At 63.2% G+C, this 16689-nt stretch carries 14 protein-coding genes; 5 read left to right on the top strand and 9 right to left on the bottom strand.

All coding sequences use genetic code 11. The annotated features are described in order from the left end of the window. Positions 1 to 5: 5 nt before the first annotated feature. On the bottom strand, positions 6 to 719 hold the full coding sequence (locus GE027_RS03150; protein WP_153555721.1) for an ABC transporter ATP-binding protein: 714 nt from the start codon (positions 717 to 719) through the stop codon (positions 6 to 8). A 207-nt stretch (positions 720 to 926) separates the two neighbouring features. Between GE027_RS03150 and GE027_RS03145 the strand changes: the two genes are divergently transcribed. Then, positions 927 to 2162, top strand: a complete 1236-nt coding sequence (locus GE027_RS03145; protein WP_237607220.1) for a PP2C family protein-serine/threonine phosphatase — start codon at positions 927 to 929, stop codon at positions 2160 to 2162. Between the two features lie 87 nt (positions 2163 to 2249). Here GE027_RS03145 and GE027_RS03140 read toward each other — a convergent pair whose 3' ends face one another. The 8 genes from GE027_RS03140 to GE027_RS03105 all read right to left on the bottom strand — a co-directional run bounded on the left by GE027_RS03140 (position 2250) and on the right by GE027_RS03105 (position 10464). Beyond that, entirely contained in the window at positions 2250 to 2738 is a 489-nt protein-coding gene (locus GE027_RS03140; protein WP_153555720.1) for a hypothetical protein, read from the bottom strand. Positions 2739 to 2765: 27 nt separating this feature from the next. Further along, entirely contained in the window at positions 2766 to 3794 is a 1029-nt protein-coding gene (floA, locus tag GE027_RS03135; protein ID WP_390621567.1) for a flotillin-like protein FloA, read from the bottom strand. A gap of 111 nt (positions 3795 to 3905) precedes the next feature. Beyond that, positions 3906 to 4700, bottom strand: a complete 795-nt coding sequence (locus tag GE027_RS03130) for an arginyltransferase (protein ID WP_153555719.1) — start codon at positions 4698 to 4700, stop codon at positions 3906 to 3908. A gap of 195 nt (positions 4701 to 4895) precedes the next feature. Next, positions 4896 to 6320 (bottom strand): class II fumarate hydratase, encoded by a 1425-nt coding sequence (locus GE027_RS03125; protein WP_153555718.1) that lies wholly within the window; start codon positions 6318 to 6320, stop codon positions 4896 to 4898. Positions 6321 to 6469: 149 nt separating this feature from the next. Then, a complete protein-coding gene (locus GE027_RS03120; RefSeq protein ID WP_153555717.1) occupies positions 6470 to 6886 on the bottom strand; it encodes a Dabb family protein in 417 nt (138 codons plus the stop codon). Between the two features lie 66 nt (positions 6887 to 6952). Further along, entirely contained in the window at positions 6953 to 8494 is a 1542-nt protein-coding gene (locus GE027_RS03115; RefSeq protein ID WP_153555716.1) for a serine/threonine-protein kinase, read from the bottom strand. Beyond that, positions 8487 to 9518 carry an ATP-dependent sacrificial sulfur transferase LarE gene (gene larE, locus GE027_RS03110; RefSeq protein ID WP_153555715.1) on the bottom strand — a complete coding sequence of 344 codons (1032 nt, stop codon included), beginning with the start codon at positions 9516 to 9518 and terminating at the stop codon, positions 8487 to 8489. The genes GE027_RS03115 and larE overlap by 8 nt, the downstream gene beginning before the upstream one ends. 55 nt (positions 9519 to 9573) lie before the next feature. Beyond that, complete coding sequence (locus GE027_RS03105) at positions 9574 to 10464, bottom strand: class I SAM-dependent methyltransferase (protein ID WP_153555714.1); 891 nt, start codon at positions 10462 to 10464, stop codon at positions 9574 to 9576. A 222-nt stretch (positions 10465 to 10686) separates the two neighbouring features. Here GE027_RS03105 and GE027_RS03100 point away from each other — a divergent pair, with 222 nt between their 5' ends. The 4 genes from GE027_RS03100 (at position 10687) to GE027_RS03085 (ending at position 16555) form a co-directional block, all read left to right on the top strand. Continuing rightward, positions 10687 to 12528: an outer membrane protein assembly factor BamB family protein gene (locus tag GE027_RS03100; protein ID WP_153555713.1), complete on the top strand. Its 1842-nt coding sequence runs from the start codon at positions 10687 to 10689 to the stop codon at positions 12526 to 12528. Further along, entirely contained in the window at positions 12528 to 13214 is a 687-nt protein-coding gene (bshB1, locus tag GE027_RS03095; protein ID WP_153555712.1) for a bacillithiol biosynthesis deacetylase BshB1, read from the top strand. The genes GE027_RS03100 and bshB1 overlap by 1 nt, the downstream gene beginning before the upstream one ends. A 131-nt stretch (positions 13215 to 13345) precedes the next feature. Then, positions 13346 to 14626, top strand: a complete 1281-nt coding sequence (locus tag GE027_RS03090) for a beta-ketoacyl-[acyl-carrier-protein] synthase family protein (protein ID WP_153555711.1) — start codon at positions 13346 to 13348, stop codon at positions 14624 to 14626. 432 nt (positions 14627 to 15058) lie between these two features. Beyond that, positions 15059 to 16555 (top strand): vitamin K epoxide reductase family protein, encoded by a 1497-nt coding sequence (locus tag GE027_RS03085; protein ID WP_162006551.1) that lies wholly within the window; start codon positions 15059 to 15061, stop codon positions 16553 to 16555. Positions 16556 to 16689 lie beyond the last annotated feature (134 nt).

Genomic DNA, 16689 nt, shown 5'->3' with positions numbered 1-16689 from the left:
CATGCCTACCACCGCAGCGCCGTTACCGGCACCTTGACGTCGTTGCGCCGGTCGGTGGCGATTTGGCCGTCGCGCATCGTTACCACTCGATCGGCCATGTCGCCGATCGTGGCGTTGTGGGTGATCACCACTGTGGTGGTGCCCAGTTGTTGATTGATGCGTTCGATCGCGGCCAGCACGGCGATCCCGGTGGCGGCGTCCAAAGCCCCGGTCGGTTCGTCGCACAGCAGGACCTTCGGGCGTTTGGCGATTCCGCGAGCAATCGCGACGCGTTGTTGCTGGCCGCCGGAGAGCTGGGCGGGAAAATGATCCAGGCGGTCGCTCAGATCCACCATCTCGAGCGCCGCTTCGGGAGTCATCGGATCGCGGGCGATCTCGGTGACCAAACGCACGTTCTCCCGAGCGGTCAGAGAGGGGATCAAATTGTAGAACTGAAAGACAAACCCCACGTTGAAGCGACGAAACAGCGTGCGGCTGCGCTCACTGGACTTGCTCAAATCCTGTTGCTGAAAATGCACGCGGCCCGAAGTCGGTAGGTCCAGGCCGCCCAGGATGTTCAGCAGCGTGCTCTTGCCACTGCCGCTGGGGCCCAGCAAGACGGTGAATTCGCCCGCCTCCAGCTGTAGGTCGACTCCGCGTAGAGCATGCACCTGGACCTCGCCCATCGAATAAACCTTGGTGAGGCCTTCGACCGTAAACACGAACGTTTCGGATACCATGAATTGTGTTCACCGAAAGATACGAATGGGCAGTGGGGGCGGGCAGCACGTGACCGATTCAGCTTAACACTGTATGAGCGACAAGTGGCATAGGCTTCCAGCCAACAGGCGTTCAGTTGTCGGCTCGCAAAACTTGCTTGGCATCTTGGGCAGGGTCATACTGAACGGTGGACATCCCGTGCCCCTCTAACCCACGGCGACGGCCCTTTGAGTGAAGCAGACGCAAGCGAACCTGACGCGATCACCATTCTGTTGGTCGAAGACAGCCCGACCGCTCGGATGCATGCCCAGGTGTGTCTGCGAGCGGGACTGGAGAGCGACTACCGGTTGCTGCACGCCGATTCATTGGCGGGCACTTTGGAGGTTTTGGATAAGCAAACGATCAACGTCATTCTGTTGGATCTAAACCTGCCCGACAGCAGCGGGCTGGACACCTTCTACGCGGTCAAAAAGGTCAGCGGGGATGCGGCCGTGGTGATCGTTAGCGGCGAGAGCGACGAGCGGTTGGCCGTCAGCGCCGTGCGTTCCGGAGCGCAGGACTACATCGTCAAAGGTCCTCAGTTCACCGCTTCGGTTTTGGGACGCACCGTACGGTTTGCGCTGGAGCGAAACGCTCGCCTGTTGATGGAGACGGAGCTGCGTACGGTCCGCAGCGAGCTGGAGATCGCCGACGCGATCCAGCAGATGCTTTATCCGCGGCTGGAGAATCAGTTTTCGGGCGTCGTCGTCGCCGGCCGCTGCCAACCGGCCACGCTCAGCTGTGGAGACTACTTCGACGTCATTCCACAGTCCGACGGGGCTTTACTGGTGGCGATCGGCGACGTCAGCGGTCATGGGATCGGACCGGCGATGATGATGGTGGAAACGCGCGCGGCGCTGCGCGTCCTGGCCGAACCGGAACTCTCGCCCGGCGAGGTGCTCAACCGCGTCAATCGGCTGCTGGCTCGCGATATGCAGCAGCATCTGTTTGTCACGCTGTTTCTGGCCAAGCTGGACGCGGATCGCCGGCAACTCAGTTACGCCTGTGCGGGCCACCCCGGATACCTGATTTCGCCCTCCGGAACACTCGGGGTTCTGGAAGGCGACAATCCGCCGCTGGGCATTACGATGTTCGAAACATTTGCCACCTATCCCGTGTCGTCATTCCGTCCGGGCGATACCTTGGCACTGTTTACCGACGGGATCAGCGAAGCGACCAGCGACCATGAAACCTTTTTGGGCGAAGCCGAAGCGGTGGCCGAGATCGTTCGGCTGAGGCATCAACCGGCCGAGGCGATTCTGGATGGCTTGTTTGCCTTGGCCGACCACTTCAATGGCGACGCGGTCCCGCAAGACGACCGGACGGCGGTGTTGCTGCAGACCCTGCCTGTCCCGATCCCCGCGCCTCACGTTGGCCCGCGAACCGCCTCCGAAGCTGCCTCCAGCGATGACCCGACGGCATAGCGCCGGTCGCAAAGCGGCCTGTCGATTCAGCGGGCCGGAAGGCCGCCGGCGTCGAGACGATCCGCGGACGCTTCCGGCGCCGCCGGCTCAGTCCCAGACGTTGCTACGCGGTTCCAGAATTTCCTTCAGCAAGACGGCCTGACGAATCCCTTGCGGCGAGCGCAACATACGAAGCAACTCTTCGGTGGCCTTTATTTCGCTGTGCTGTGCGGTCGAACCGGTTTCCGAAGAACGACCCTCGGAGCGTCGTCCCTGCGAGCGGTTTTTTCGATCGGATCGTTCTTTGGCCGCCTTTGCGTCCCGTTCGATACGTCGCGCCTGACCGCGTTTCAGTAGGGTTTCCTGCTCGTCGTCTTCGATGATCTCCGCCATCAAAGGTTCGGCTTGATGGGATACCGGTTCGGCCAGCGGCGCGACCGGGATCGGCGTCTGCGGAACCCGCTCGCGGTTGCGATCGGTGTACTGAGGAGCAGACGGACGCTCGGTGTGTTGCCGTTGTTGGGCGTTGCGTTGTCGGGCGCGCTGTTGGCGACGCTCGGCCGCCCGCCGCAGAAACTCTTCGATGTCTCCGGCCATGAGTTCACTTTTTAGGAGGATACGAGCTTAGGTCCGCAGCGGCTCACTGTAGGCATCGTCGCTGTCATTGCTGGCGGTTGCGATGGCTTTGCGCATCTCGGTATCAGCGCTGACATTCTGCAGTTTGAAGTAGTCCAAGATCCCCAGTTTGCCGGATCGAAACGCGTCGGCCATGGCTTCGGGAACCGCGGCTTGAGCCAGCACGAGTTGGGCGCGGCTCTCTTCGACGCGGGCTTCCATTTCCTTTTCGGCCGCCACGGCGGAGGCGCGTTTGTTTTCCGCCCGCGCCCGAGCCACCTGGGTGTCGGCTTCGGCTTGATCGGCTTGCAGACGGGCGCCGATGTTCGCGCCGACATCGATGTCCGCGATGTCGATCGACACGATTTCAAAGGCGGTTTGCGAATCCAAGCGTTTGGCCAACACGGCTTTACTGATCACATCCGGGTTCTCCAGCACCGCTTTATGGTTCGTGGCGCTGCCGATCGCACTGACGATGCCTTCGCCCACGCGAGCGATGATCGTCTCTTCGGTGGCACCGCCGATCAACTGTTGCAAATTGGCGCGAACCGTCACGCGGGCTTTGACCTTCAACTGAATACCGTCCTTGGCGACCGCATCCAAGGACGACTTGGCGGCCCCGCGAGGCGGGCAATCGATCACTTTGGGGTAGACGCTGGTTTGCACCGATTCCAGTACGTCGCGGCCGGCCAGGTCGATCGCCGTGGCTTCCTTGAAGGTCAGGCTGATCGTTTTGGCTTTCTTGGCCGCGATCAATGCCCGCGTTACCTGTTGCACATTGCCGCCGGCCAGGGCATGTGCCTCGAGCGCCCGCGTGGTCAGATCCGGATCGGTCAAGCCCGACTGGACCGACATGATCTTGGCACGCACGATCTGCCGCGTGTTGACTTTGCGAAACGTCATCCCGATCAGATCCAGAAATCCGACCTTGGCACCGGTCAACAACGACTGGATCCACAGTCCAAAGTAGCTGGCGAAAACGCCAAACAGGACCAACACCACAGCCACGACCACCAGGGCGGCGATGATCAACAACATCATCCGCCCCGATTCCACGTCCTGGGCCAGCAGAAACAGGTTCAATACGTCCACGTTGGGGGCTCTCTGCAAGGAAGTTACGATCGATGAGGATGGGCCGATAAGCCTCTGTTATACGCGATTTTGACGCGGTTGTGGCGACCCGCCACCGGGCGGCGTGCCGGAGGAATCAAAGCGTTGCCAGACGCCGTCGATCAGACGCTGCTGGGGGCCGTAGACGGCCTTGTAATTCAGGTGCGGATTCTCTGCGACGTAGAGACCCAAGTAGAGGTAGGCCGCCGCCATCTGCCGACACCACTGCAATTGTTTCAGGATCGCGTAGGTGCCCAGCGAATAACGCGAACAGGCGGGATCGAAATAGGTGTAGACGGCCGAGACCCCGTCGTGGCCGACGTCCGTCACCGCCACCGCCACCAGACGCCCCTCCCGCTTGATCTGGAACTCGACGGTCTGGCAAAACGTGTCCACCAGGAAGGCGCGATACGACATCTGGTCGATATCTTCCAGCTCGCCGCCCAGGCCGCGCTGATTGCGGTGCAGGTTGAATAGTTCGATATGCCGCCGATCGACCATCGCCGGAACCACCTCGACCTCGAGATCTCGATCGCCGCGGCGTAGCACTCGGCGCTGCGAACGACTCGGCTGGTATTCGTCAACCAGCACCCGGGTGGGTTCGCAGGCCTGGCAGCGCGGGCACTGAGTGCGATACAGAAAGGCACCGCTGCGGCGATAGCCCGCGGCCAGGAAAGCATCCACGTCCGCCGCGTTGTAGGTTCGCTGGGGCCACTGGAGCGGCATCCGAGCGACCTGATCGGCGAGGTAGGGACAGGGCTGCAAGCTGTCCTGGATGACGATCAGACTGTCATCCTGAAACCTCGGCGCCGGGCTCGCTGCCACCTCACGCATGCGTTCGTTTTCACCTCAGCCGATTGTGCGCTCTGGGCCATCTTCTTATTGGTCCGTGGTCGATTCTACCGCCCCCTGGCTGGAAAAGCCAATCGAATCGGATGGACTCTACGCGGGGGGGCAAGAACCGGGGCGTTCGCCCCAACGGCTCAAGTTGTTCGCGGGTTGCTGCGTTTACTGTTCAGCTAGATCCCATCAAGCCTGCGGCTCGGTCATCGACCAGGGATCCAACGCCTCGTTCAACGCCTGCTCGTCCAGCACGCCTTTTTCGATGCACAGCTCGCGAATCGTCTTGCCGGTGGCGAACGCTTCCTTGGCCAGCTTGGCGGCCTGTTCGTATCCGATCAACGGATTCAAACTCGTGCACATCGACAGGCTCTGCTCGACCGCCGCCTCGCAAACATCGACATTCGCCTGCATCTCGGCGACGCAGAACTCCACAAACGCGTCGGCTCCCGAAGCGAGCAATTGAATTGATTCCAGCGCGGTATGAGCCATCACCGGCATCATGATGTTCAGCTGGAAATTCCCGCCGGCCGCTCCGGACATGCTCATGCAGCCATCGTTGCCGATCACGCGGGCGGTCAACTGCATCAACGATTCACACATCACCGGATTCACTTTGCCGGGCATGATCGAGCTGCCGGGTTGGCGCGAGGGCAGTTGGACTTCATAGAAACCACAGCGCGGGCCGCTGCCCAGCCAACGCACGTTGTTGGCAACGTTGAACAGGGTTTGCGCGATGCACTTGAGCTGGCCGTGCGATTCGACCAAGGCGTCGCGTTGGGCGTTGGCTTCGAAGTGGTTGACGGCCTCGACGAATTCGACACCCGTTTCCTCGGCCAGAACCTCGGCCACGCGGCGACCGAATTCGGGATGGGTATTGATCCCACTGCCCACGGCGGTGCCGCCGACGGGCAATTCCAGGACGGCCTCGGCCGCCCGCCGGGCTCGCTGGAGAGAGAGTTCCAGTTGGCGAGCGAACCCGCCGAACTCTTGCCCCAGTCGCAGCGGCGTGGCATCCATCAGGTGCGTGCGGCCGATCTTGATCACCCTGTCCCACTGCTCGGCCTTTTCCTCGAGGGCGGCTCGCAGTTTGTCCAGGGCCGGGATCAGGCGACGCTGTATCTGCACCGCCACGGCCACGTGGATGGCGGTCGGGAACGTATCGTTGGTGCTCTGTCCCATGTTGACGTGATCGTTGGGATGGATCGGTTTTTGGGTTGCCATCCGGTCGCCACCGACGATCTCGATCGCGCGGTTGCTGATCACTTCGTTGATGTTCATGTTGCTGCTGGTGCCGCTGCCGGTTTGGAACACGTCCACCGGAAACTGGTCATCCAGCTTGCCCTCGGAGACCTCGCGGGCGGCCTCGAGCAGGGCCTCGACGGCTTGGTCGTCCAGCGGGTTTTTGCCGCTGCCGGTCAACTTGCCGAGGTCGCGATTGGCCGTGGCGCAGGCCAGTTTGACCAGCCCCATGGCCGAGATCATCGACGAGGGCAGCCTCCAGCCGCTGATCGGAAAGTTTTCGACAGCCCGCTGGGTCTGCGCTCCGTAGTAGGCGTCCGCCGGAACTTGAACGTCGCCCATCGAGTCGTGTTCGGTTCGATACTTTGTCATGTCAGGGCTCGCAGGTAGGGTCGGAAAGAGGTTCGCAGCAAGCACGCATTACCGCGCCGTTGTGCTGCGTAATCTAAAGAACCCATCCCGCTTTGGGGAGCCGGCGACCGAGCGAATCCGCGGCGGCCACCGCATGAAAAGGATCGGAATCAATCCGCCCAGTAGTCGAATACCAAAGCCTTCTCCAGGTGCGGCTTGAGGACTTCGACAAATTCCTTGTGGGCCGGATGCGGCAGGTAGGTGGCCCGTCCCTGTTCGGAATCGAAGGTGACGGTAAAGCAGTGTGTGAAACCGTCCGCGAGGTTCTCGGGGCTGTTGTTGGTGCCGTACTCGAAGTCGGTAATCGTGTCGATCTTGCCGGGCAGTGCGACAAAGGCATCGACCACCCGCTGGACCTGCTCGTCAGTGGACGATTCCTTGAACTGGAACAGGACCACGTGCCGCAGTTTGCGGGACTCGGTCTCTTGGGCGGTAACGGGGGAAGTGTTGTTCATGGCGAGGGTCGTTAGCAAGGCGGCCAGCAACAGGCACATGGTCGACAGCAGCGCGGGTTTAATTCGTGTCATGATTTTTACCTCAGCGGGCAGGGACGGATGGATGCGGGAGGGACGGGGACGGGAGGGATGGGAGGATCAGGAGGGCCGCAGACGCTGTACGATCAGGTGCGGCGCCTTGCGGTGAAACAATTCTAAATGCGTGGGGTTGGTGTCGGACAGTTGTTGGTAATTCTTCTGTAGTTCGGTGCGCAGCCGGCCCGCCGCCTTGGTTTGTCCGCTGTGCTCGTAGGATTCCAGCATCAGGGCTTGGCCCAGCATGCGGTACAGCAGCGGCACCTCGCCATCGTCGACAAAGTCGCCCAGGGAATCGATGGCCGAGAGGTGTTGGTCGCGGCGTCCGTACAGCCGGGCCAGTTGCAGTTTGGCTTTGACGGCGTAATCGGCGTTGGTCTCGCTGTGCTCTGGCGGATGAAACGTCCACACCGCCCGCCAGGCCTGGGGCCGGTCCAGGCGAGCCGCTTCCAGGTACTGCGCGGCGGCCGTCGGCAAGCGTTCCACCTCCACCCCGTCGGCGGCCAACAGCGTGTCGACCGTGGCCGCGGGGCGCCGCGCCGCCCAAGCGCCGCCGGCCAACAAACCGACCAGCGGCAACAACCACAGCGCCGCGGTCTTGATTCGCCGGTGCTTGCCTCGCATCTTTTGTCGCTCCATCACCGACTGCAACCGCATCGCGGCCGACAAACTGGTGGCCGCCGAACCGGCTAGCGAAGGCGACTGTTGGGTGATGCCCGAGCGAATTTCGTCGGCCAACTCGTGCGGTGTCTGCGGCCGGTGAGCGGGGTCTTTTTCCAACAGCCGATGGATGGTGGTGACCAGCCACGCGGGCAGATCGTTTCCGCTGCGAGCCTGGGCAAGGTCGGGCGGACGTTCGTGCAGGTGTTTGACCGCCATCGCCAAAGGATCGTCCGCTTCGAACGGTGGCCGGCCGCACAACAGGTGAAACATCGTGACGCCCAACGAGTACAGATCGCTGCGTGTGTCGACGGGTTTGCCCTGCACCTGTTCGGGACTCATATAGCGTGGGGTGCCCATCGTCAGGCCCACCTGGGTCAGATCCTTCAGCGGTTCGCCGCCCAGCACCCGAGCGAGGCCGAAGTCGGCGACCTTCACTTCGTCGCGACGCGACAGCATGATGTTTTCGGGCTTGATGTCACGGTGCGTGACGCCGGCCTCGTGAGCGGCGTCCAACGCATCGGTCACGCCGGCCAACACCTTGACCGCTTCGGGAACGCTGAGGGTACCCTGTCGCTCCAGTTTCTCGCGCAGGTTCAGTCCGTCGACGAACTCCTGAACGATGAAGTAATGGCTCTGGTGTTGGCCGATCTCGTATACCTGGACGATGTTGGCGTGGGACAACTTGGCCACGGCGCGCGCCTCCCGCCGAAACCGTTCCACATAGTTGGCATCGTTGGCCAGATCACTGCGCAGCACCTTGATCGCGACCTGTCGCCCCAGCGATTTTTGCTGGGCCACGTACACGTCGGCCATACCGCCACGGCCGAGCCGCCGCAGCAGTTGATAGTCGCCCATCAAGCACCCGGTCAGATCGACTGCGCCGGAACCGCCCTCGCGCACGCTGCGCGCTGCGTCGCCCGGTTGGTTGTCGGGACTATTCAATGGTCCGGCTTCCTGTGCGGGAGGCGTGTTTGGCGATCCCAGTATGTTTCGCGATCACAGTATCTTGCTCGGTAGTATCTTGCTCGGTAGTCGCACAGTCCGCCGCCGGGACTGCCGCCGGCGGGACTGCCGCCGCCGGGGCTGCCGCCGCCGGGGCTGCCGCCGCCGGGGGTGACAGCGTGACCAACTGATTGAGGTTGCCGCTGCGGAATCCTTCCAGATCCACCGTCACCGTGCGGAATCCGGCGGCCCGCAGCGCCGCAACGGTTTGTTGCCACAGCGGCGGTTCGAGCAGCCGCACGATGGCCTCCGGCGCGACCTCGATCCGCGCCAGTTCTCCGGCATGCAGACGGACGCGAAGCGGTGAAAATCCGTGCTGGTCAAGGAACGCTTCGGCCGCTTCGACCATCGCCAAACGCTCCGGGGTGACGGCGACCCCGTAGGCCAAACGGCTGGACAGGCAGGGCGAGGCCGGTGCGTCCCGAACCGACAACCCCCATAGGGCTGCCAATTGCCGAACGCCGGCTTTGTCGATACCCAGATCCGCCAGGGGCGTGCGGACGCGGGCCTGCCTGCCGGCCTGGATGCCCGGTCGATAATCCTGAGTATCGTCGGCGTTGGTACCGCTGACGATCTCAGCCGTTCCCAGGGCGGTGGCCAATTGTTGCAGGTGTTGGTAGAGGGTTTGTTTGCAGTAGAAACAGCGGCGGTTGTCGTTTTTCACATAGGCCGGATCGTGAATCTCGTCGGTCGCGACCTCCCGATGTTCGATCCCGATTTCCGCTGCGACCCGCCGAGCGGTTTTCAGCTGGGCCGCTGAAAGACTGGGGCTGACCGCGGTAACGGCCAAGGCCCGTGAGCCCAACGCCCGGGCGGCAGCGGACGCCACGACCGCACTGTCCACCCCGCCGGAAAACGCCACCACACAAGACTCACAGCGACCCAGACGAGCGACCAGTTCCGCGGCAACCTGATGGATGTCCGGCGAAGAGGGCGGAGAATTGGTGGACGCAAAGCCGGACATGGGCGAATTCGAACAAGGGCAGGTACAAACGGAACGTCAAACACAGCCTACCATGCTAATCGATCGACGGTGTGCGGTTCGATGACGGGGAAACACGTTGGCCTTCGGACCAGGTCGCGCGGACCGAAAATCCGCAGTCCAGGCGGCGGCCCGCCGCATCCGGCAGACTTGACCGGCCGGCCTCGATCGCGACCCGGTCCCCGCACCGCTGCGTCAGGTAGCGTTGGATATCGCGGTGATCAACCTGTTCACTATGACCGGTAACCAACAGCCGACGCTCTGGCCGGGACAGCAGTTTCAAACAGTCATCCAGCAGCGGCCAGAGGTCCCGCTCCAGACGCCAAGCCTTGCCGCCGGGGCCGTGTCCGTAGGCGGGCGGGTCCAGGACGATCAAGTCATAGACGCGGCCGCGGCGAAGTTCGCGAGCGACGAATTTGCGAGCGTCGTCGGTCAGGAAGCGGATCGAGTCGTCAAAATGATTGGCGGCGGCCGCCCGCTTGGCCGCCGCCACGTTGGGTTTGGCCGCATCGACGTGTACCGCCGAACCGCCTCCCGACGCGATGGCCAAAGAACTGGCGCCGGTGTAGGCGAATAAATTGAGTCCGCGGAAGGGATGCTCGCCTGCCTCGCGATGCGCTGCGGCCTGTCGGTGCAGCCACTGCCAATTCGCATGCTGTTCGGGAAACAAACCGATGTGGCCAAACGGCGTCGGTTGGACCGGCATCCGAAACGGTCCGCAGTCCACGAAGAGCGACTCCGGCCAGCGGCGGCGGAACGACCACCGCTTGCTCCGCACATCAAACCGGGCGTCGGCCCGTGCCCAACCGTCGCTCCGAGCACGCTGGTGCAGCGCTGCCGGAGAGGGCCGGTCGATCAGGAAATCGCCAAGCGATTCCAGTTTGCGCCCCTCGCCGAAGTCAATTAATTGATAGGTTGCCGCTTGCATGAGGGCGGATTCTAACCGCAGCCAATCCGAACTGTCAGCGCCCGGCCCGAACTGTCAGCGCCCGGCCCGAACTGTCAGTGCCCGGCCCGATAGGCCGTCGCCGCGATTGCCGTTAGAGTGAAGGGCCTCGGAATTCGGCGTGACCGCCCCCCTTTTTCCGTAAGCAGTGCTGACTTTCGTAAGAATCGCTGTCGTAAGACTCTTTAACCGTTAACTGGTGCCGTGTCCGCAACGAACGAGCCAAACGATTCGAATCCTCGCACCGCAGCTGAGTCCGAGCCGATCGAGGGCAGCGAAAGCGGACCGCGACGCCCAAAGCGGCGTGCCGGACTGTGGATCGCGGGACTGTGTGTGCTGTTGATCTTCGTCGCCCAGGCGTGCAAGCCGTGGGCCGATGGCCAGATGATGAACATGCTCAGTTATGTGCTGGGCACGATCGGGGTGGTCGCGGCCCTGGTCTGGACCCTGCGGCGGGACGCGCCGCCCCTGCAGCGGTGGATGCCCGCGGCGATGCTGGCCGCGGCCCTGGGTTTGTTTTTGGCTTTTTACGAAGTCGTCGGCGTCAATGGCGAACTGGTGCCCCTGTTTGCGCCGCGGTTTGCCGCTCCGGATCCGGTCGCTCAGAAGGGCGAGGGCGAAGCCGATTTGGGCGACATCGATGCGGACGACTTTCCCGGCTTTCTAGGCCCCGGCCGCGATGGCGTCGTGGCCCGGCGAGCGTTTTCGACCGATTGGTCGGGAGCGGAGGAGCTGTGGCGACAATCGGTCGGCCCGGGGTGGTCCGGGTTTGCCATTGCCGATGGGTTTGCCGTGACCATGGAACAGCGTGGCGAAGGCGAGACGGCCCAGCAGTGGGTGACCTGTTACCGCATCGACGATGGCCAACTGGTTTGGTACCACGCCTCGCCCGGCGGCCACTACCATCCCCTGGGCGGAACCGGACCGCGGGCGACGCCGACGATCTATCGCGGCAAAGTCTACGCACAAACGGCCGTTGGCATCCTGCTGTGTCTGGACGGACGGACCGGTAAGCGCCTCTGGCAGAAGGACCTGTTGCAGCGCGCCGGGATGGACCAGGCGACGGCCGAGCAGGCGGTCACGTGGGGGCGAGCCGCCTCGCCTTTGATCGTCGAAACGCGAAGTGAAACCGCGGATAAAACCGCGGATAAAACCGGCTCCGGGGCGTTGGTCGTGGTGCCCTACGGCGGCCCCCGCGACCCGCAAGACCCCGGCAGTCCGCTGGCCAGCTTGATCGCTCTGGATGCCGACGATGGCGGCGAACGCTGGCTCGGCGGCAACACCCAGATCAGTTACGCTTCGCCCGTCAAAGCCGTGCTCGATGGCGTCGCACAAATTGTTTCGGTCAATGAATCCAACGTCACCGGTCACAGCATCGAAGACGGTCGGGTGCTGTGGGAAACGCCGTGGCCGGGCAGCAGCAGCGGCGGGGCCTCGTGTTCGAACCCGGCGATCTATCAAGACGACGGCGTGCTGCTGTCCAAGGGCTATGGCGGCGGCAGTGAATTGTTGCGGATCGACAGCGATGCGCCGGCAGATCAACGGGTCGACGTCGAGTGGTCCGACGGCCGGCTGCTGAAAACCAAATTCACCAACGTCGTGCTCGATGGCCACTACGCCTACGCGCTGAGCGACGGGACGCTGGAGTGCGTGGACCTGCGCGGCCCGGAGCGGATGTGGCGACAACCGCGCGGGGACCGCTACGGTCAGGGCCAGTTGCTGCGCGTCGAGGATTGTCTGGTCGTGCAAGCCGAAGCCGGGCCCGTGGCGTTGGTACGCTGTAATCCCGAAGCGTTCGAGGAGCTGGCGCGGCTGCCCGGACCCGAGGGCAATACGTGGAATTACCCGGCCGTTTCGGGGCGGCACCTGTTGGTTCGCAGCTCCGATCAAGCGGTCGCCTACCGGTTGCCGCCCCGCCCGTCCGAGACAGGTCGCCCGTCCGAGACAGGTCGCCCGTCCGAGACAGGTCGCCCGTCCGAGACAGGTCGCCCGTCCGAGACAGATGAAAAGCCCCTGAACCCTGCCCCTCTGCGAGAGACGCCTTGATGGACATGTTGGTCATTGCCCCGCACCCGGACGATGCGGAACTGGGCATGGGAGGAACGATCGCCAAAATGATCGACGCCGGATGGGATGTCGGTATTTTGGATCTGACCAGTGGGGAACCCACCCCGCATGGCAGCGAATCGCTGCGTGTCGAGGAGACCGCCGCGGCCTCGCGCACCCTGGGCGTGCGGTGGCGGGAGAATGCCGGGCTGCCCAATCGCAGTCTCCAGCCCACGCTCGAAGCCCGCCGAATCGTCGCCAGCTACATTCGCCAGACGCGTCCGCGATGGTTGTTCGCACCGTATTGGCAGGACGCCCACCCCGACCATCACGCGGCCACCGAGATCATCGAAGCGGCGCGGTTCTGGGCCAAGTTGAGCAAGACCGATATGCCGGGCGAGCCGTTTCACCCCGAGCGGATCTACTACTACTACTGCATCCATCTTCGCCAAGCCATCCAGCCGGCCTGGATCATGGATATCAGTGAACAGTGGGAGCGGAAGCTCGAATCGATCCGTTGCTACGAGAGCCAGTTCATCACCGGGCGGCCGACCGAGCCGCCGACGTTGATCGACCGGTTTCGCGACGACGCGGCCTACTGGGGACGCTTGATCAACCGCCGCTACGGCGAACCATTCGCGAGCCGCGAACCGGTGGCCGTCCGTTCGCTGCGAGATTTTCTGTAGGGCGGTTTGCATTCCGCCGCTGGGCCAATGAAGCTAGGGCGGTTCGTGAACCGATGCGTTGTTTTCGCTTGGCGTTTGATCCGCTAGAATCCAGCTCGCTTTGTCCGTTTCCCTTCGAATTGTAGTCAGCGATGCCCAACGGCCGCGAAGTTGTCATTACCGGTGTCGGCGCTGTTACGCCGCTGGGCGTCGGCACGGAGATGTTCTGGAACGCGTTGTGTCAGCGACACAGCGGGATCGGCGTGATGCCGCATGCCAACGGGAAAATCGGACCGACGGATTTCGGGGCGATGATCTCCGATTTTGAACCCAAGCAGTACGTGCGACCGCGCAAAGCCTTGAAGGTGATGTGCCGCGAGCTGCAGACGGCGTTCGCCGCCGCCCAGATGGCCCATGCCGAAAGCGGTTTCGAAGCGTTCCTGGCCGATAACGATCGATACGATCGCAGCCGCATCGGCACCGTGTTCGGATCCGAAATGTTCTATGGTTCGCCCGATGAGCTGGCCGACACGGCCAAACGGATGAGCACGCACCAGGGCGATCAGGCCGTGGTCGAATTCGGTTCGTTTGCTATGCGCGAGCTGTTTCCGTTGTGGATGCTGAAGTACCTGCCCAACATGGCCGCCTGCCACGTCGGTATCGCCGTGCAGGCCTTTGGCCCCAACAACACCCTGGTTCTGGGGGATACCTCGGGGCCGGCAGCCCTGGTCGAATCCGCCTCGTGTATCCGCCGCGGCATCGCCGATGCCGTGTTCACCGGAGCTTCGGGGACGCGGATCAACGAATCGGGATTCATCTATTCCGGAGCCTGTCCGCTGGCCTCGCCTCGTGAACCATTGACGGATTCCTCCCGGCCTTTCTCGCCGGATCGCGACGGCGTGGTCGGTGGCGAAGGCGCCGCCGCGCTGCTGCTGGAAGAACGTGATTTTGCGAACAAGCGCGGCGCCACACCCATCGCGCGGCTGGCCGGTTCGGCCGTCCGCTTCGTCCCCGCCTCGGCATCGCAGCGAGGCAGCCGGCGAGCGATCGAGTTGGCTCTGTCGGCGGCGCTCGAGCAAGCGGGAATCGCTGCCCAGGACATCGGTTTGGTGGTTTCCCACGCAATGGGCGACCCCCAGCAGGACGAAGCCGAAATGGAAGCCCTGTTAGCGGTTTTGCCCAAAACGCCCTTGTGCGCACCGATCGCTTCGACGGCCCACTGCGGCGCGGCGACCGGATCGATGCACCTGGTCACCGCCGTCTTGGCTTTGCGGCACCAGACGATTCCACCGCTGCGGCACGCCGAATCGTTGGGCGAAGATTTTCCGCTGGACGTTTCCGCTTCACCCCGGGCTCTGAAGCATCCGGCGGTGGTTGTTCTGACCCACACGCCTCAGGGACACGCCACGGCGATCGTCCTGACCGCGGCCTAGCGGCCTTCTGCCAGCAAGGTGCCCTAGACTCCATGGCCTGTGGTCGTGGTTTGGGGTTCCGGTCTGGGGATTTCGGTCTGGGCGTGTGGCACTAGGCTTCGCAGCCGCAGTTTCCCCACGATCCCTACGAAGCGTTGCGGAGCCGCCCATTCGGGCTGGTAAAATGCAGAAAATGTGGGCCGGCGGCGGAAGCCCGAATTTCGGTACAAAAATTGCCCTACGATGGAGTGCCACCGATTAGAATTAATTTCCATAGACCGGTGGCAAGCGTACCCCCCAAGACGCCGCTCGTCCATTACAATCGGGACGGTGTGGTGAACGGCCCTTGGCCCACTCCATCAGCTAGGAACTTCGCAGATGTCCGTCGCCTTTGATCATCATCCTTTGTCTGCTGCAAACGTACCGAATTCAGCCGGGCGATCGAGCAAGGGCGTGACCGCGTGGACGGCAACCGGCCAGAGGCCCGTTGGTCTCCGCTTTTTGTGGACGATGCGGCTGGTGGCGCTGGTGGCGTTGGGCGTCAGCGGATACTTGGCCTACGTCAGTTTGACGTCCGGAAAAGTCGCCGGGTGTGGATCCGGCGGCGTGTTGGATTGCTCGCATGTGATGACGACGCGTTGGTCGCGTGTGGCCGGCATCCCGGTGGGCGTGCCCGCAGCGGTGCTGTATGCGTTGATGTTGGGAATGTTGGTCGTTCCGGCTGTCGGAAAGCGGATCAATCGTTGGCGCTGGACGGGGATCAGTGTCGCGGCCTTGTCGGCCGGGCTGGCCGCCGTGTGGTTTGTGGGGCTGCAGATCTTCGCGGTCCAGCACCTGTGTCAATATTGCTTGGTCGCCCATGCCTGTGGGTTGGCCCTAGCGACGATGGTCCTTCTGCGTTTGCCGGCCGGTCGCAAAGCGACGTTGCTTGCCGGCGGTGTTGCAACGCTGGCGACAGCCGGTCTGATCGGCACCCAATTGACGGCCGCTCCGATGGAAACCCACGAGGTGATCCAGCACGCGCCGGCTCCGGCGGCCGCCAGCCCAGCGACCATCTCGCCCGACGAACAACCAGCCGGCGAGGCCGACGTGCCCGCCGGCGACGCCGACGTCTTTGAGGCCCCGGATATTTTTGAGGCGCCCGTCTCACTCCAAGACAAGCCGGCGTTGCCACCGGAGCCCGCCGGCGAACCTGTCGGCGCGTCCGTGGGATTGGCGCTCGTCCAGTTGTTCAGTCCCAGCATGATGTTCACGGGCCAAGTCGGTGGCAACAGCAACCAGGGCAACAGCAACCAGGGCAACAACGATCAAGAAACGCAAGGCGATGCGAAGCCGACGGACGAGCCGAGCGAACAAGCGGCCGAGCGCAAGACCGTAAAGATTCTCAACAGCGTCCGCTTGGATGTTCGGCACTGGCCGCTGGTCGGCAGTCCCGATGCCGATTACTTCTTCGTCGAAATGCTGGACTACACCTGCGGACACTGCCGAGCGACGCATGCGGCGATGACCGAAACCAAACAGGCCTATAACGGACGCTTGGCCGTGCTGTTGTTGCCCACGCCGATGGACCGCGAATGCAATCCGCACGCATCGAGCAGCGGTGGGAAGACGGCCGACGCGTGCGAGCTGGCGAAGTTAGCGGTGGCCGTGTGGCGGCTCCGTCCGAAGGAGTTCGAAGCGTTCCACCACTACCTGATGACGACCCCACCGAATTATCAGGTGGCCTATGCGCATGCCGCGGAACTGGTCGGTCGTGAGACGCTTCGGAAGGAGCTCGACAGCGGCACGCCGGCGGCGTACATCGCCAAGAACGTCAGTCTCTACAACCGGGCTGGCCGCGGCCAGATTCCCAAATTGCTCTTCCCCAGCACCTCATCGGTCGGCCAAATCACGTCGGCTCGGACGCTCAAGAACCTGGTTGAACGGCATGTCGTCCAGGCCGCTCGCTGAGCCTCGTGCATGTTAAAGAGGGGCGCTTCGACATGCTCCGCCGGTCCAGCGCGAGCCGCGGTTCTCTGCTAACTGCTCGGGATACTGGCGTGGTCGCGGTCGCCGAGACACGCTCACTGTGCCGGCGGGGGAGG

The sequence above is a fragment of the Roseimaritima sediminicola genome, assembly GCF_009618275.1.
Lineage (GTDB): Bacteria > Planctomycetota > Planctomycetia > Pirellulales > Pirellulaceae > Roseimaritima > Roseimaritima sediminicola.
This window is presented reverse-complemented; position numbering and strand designations above follow the sequence as displayed.

Bases quoted from the DNA above. Each gene is read 5' to 3' on its own strand.
- GE027_RS03150 (WP_153555721.1), bottom strand. From the start codon at position 719: ATGGTATCCGAAACGTTCGTGTTTACGGTCGAAGGCCTCACCAAGGTT.
- GE027_RS03140 (WP_153555720.1), bottom strand. From the start codon at position 2,738: ATGGCCGGAGACATCGAAGAGTTTCTGCGGCGGGCGGCCGAGCGTCGC.
- floA (WP_390621567.1), bottom strand. From the start codon at position 3,794: ATGTTGTTGATCATCGCCGCCCTGGTGGTCGTGGCTGTGGTGTTGGTC.
- GE027_RS03130 (WP_153555719.1), bottom strand. From the start codon at position 4,700: ATGCGTGAGGTGGCAGCGAGCCCGGCGCCGAGGTTTCAGGATGACAGT.
- GE027_RS03125 (WP_153555718.1), bottom strand. From the start codon at position 6,320: ATGACAAAGTATCGAACCGAACACGACTCGATGGGCGACGTTCAAGTT.
- GE027_RS03120 (WP_153555717.1), bottom strand. From the start codon at position 6,886: ATGACACGAATTAAACCCGCGCTGCTGTCGACCATGTGCCTGTTGCTG.
- larE (WP_153555715.1), bottom strand. From the start codon at position 9,518: ATGTCCGGCTTTGCGTCCACCAATTCTCCGCCCTCTTCGCCGGACATC.
- GE027_RS03105 (WP_153555714.1), bottom strand. From the start codon at position 10,464: ATGCAAGCGGCAACCTATCAATTAATTGACTTCGGCGAGGGGCGCAAA.
- bshB1 (WP_153555712.1), top strand. From the start codon at position 12,528: ATGGACATGTTGGTCATTGCCCCGCACCCGGACGATGCGGAACTGGGC.
- GE027_RS03090 (WP_153555711.1), top strand. From the start codon at position 13,346: ATGCCCAACGGCCGCGAAGTTGTCATTACCGGTGTCGGCGCTGTTACG.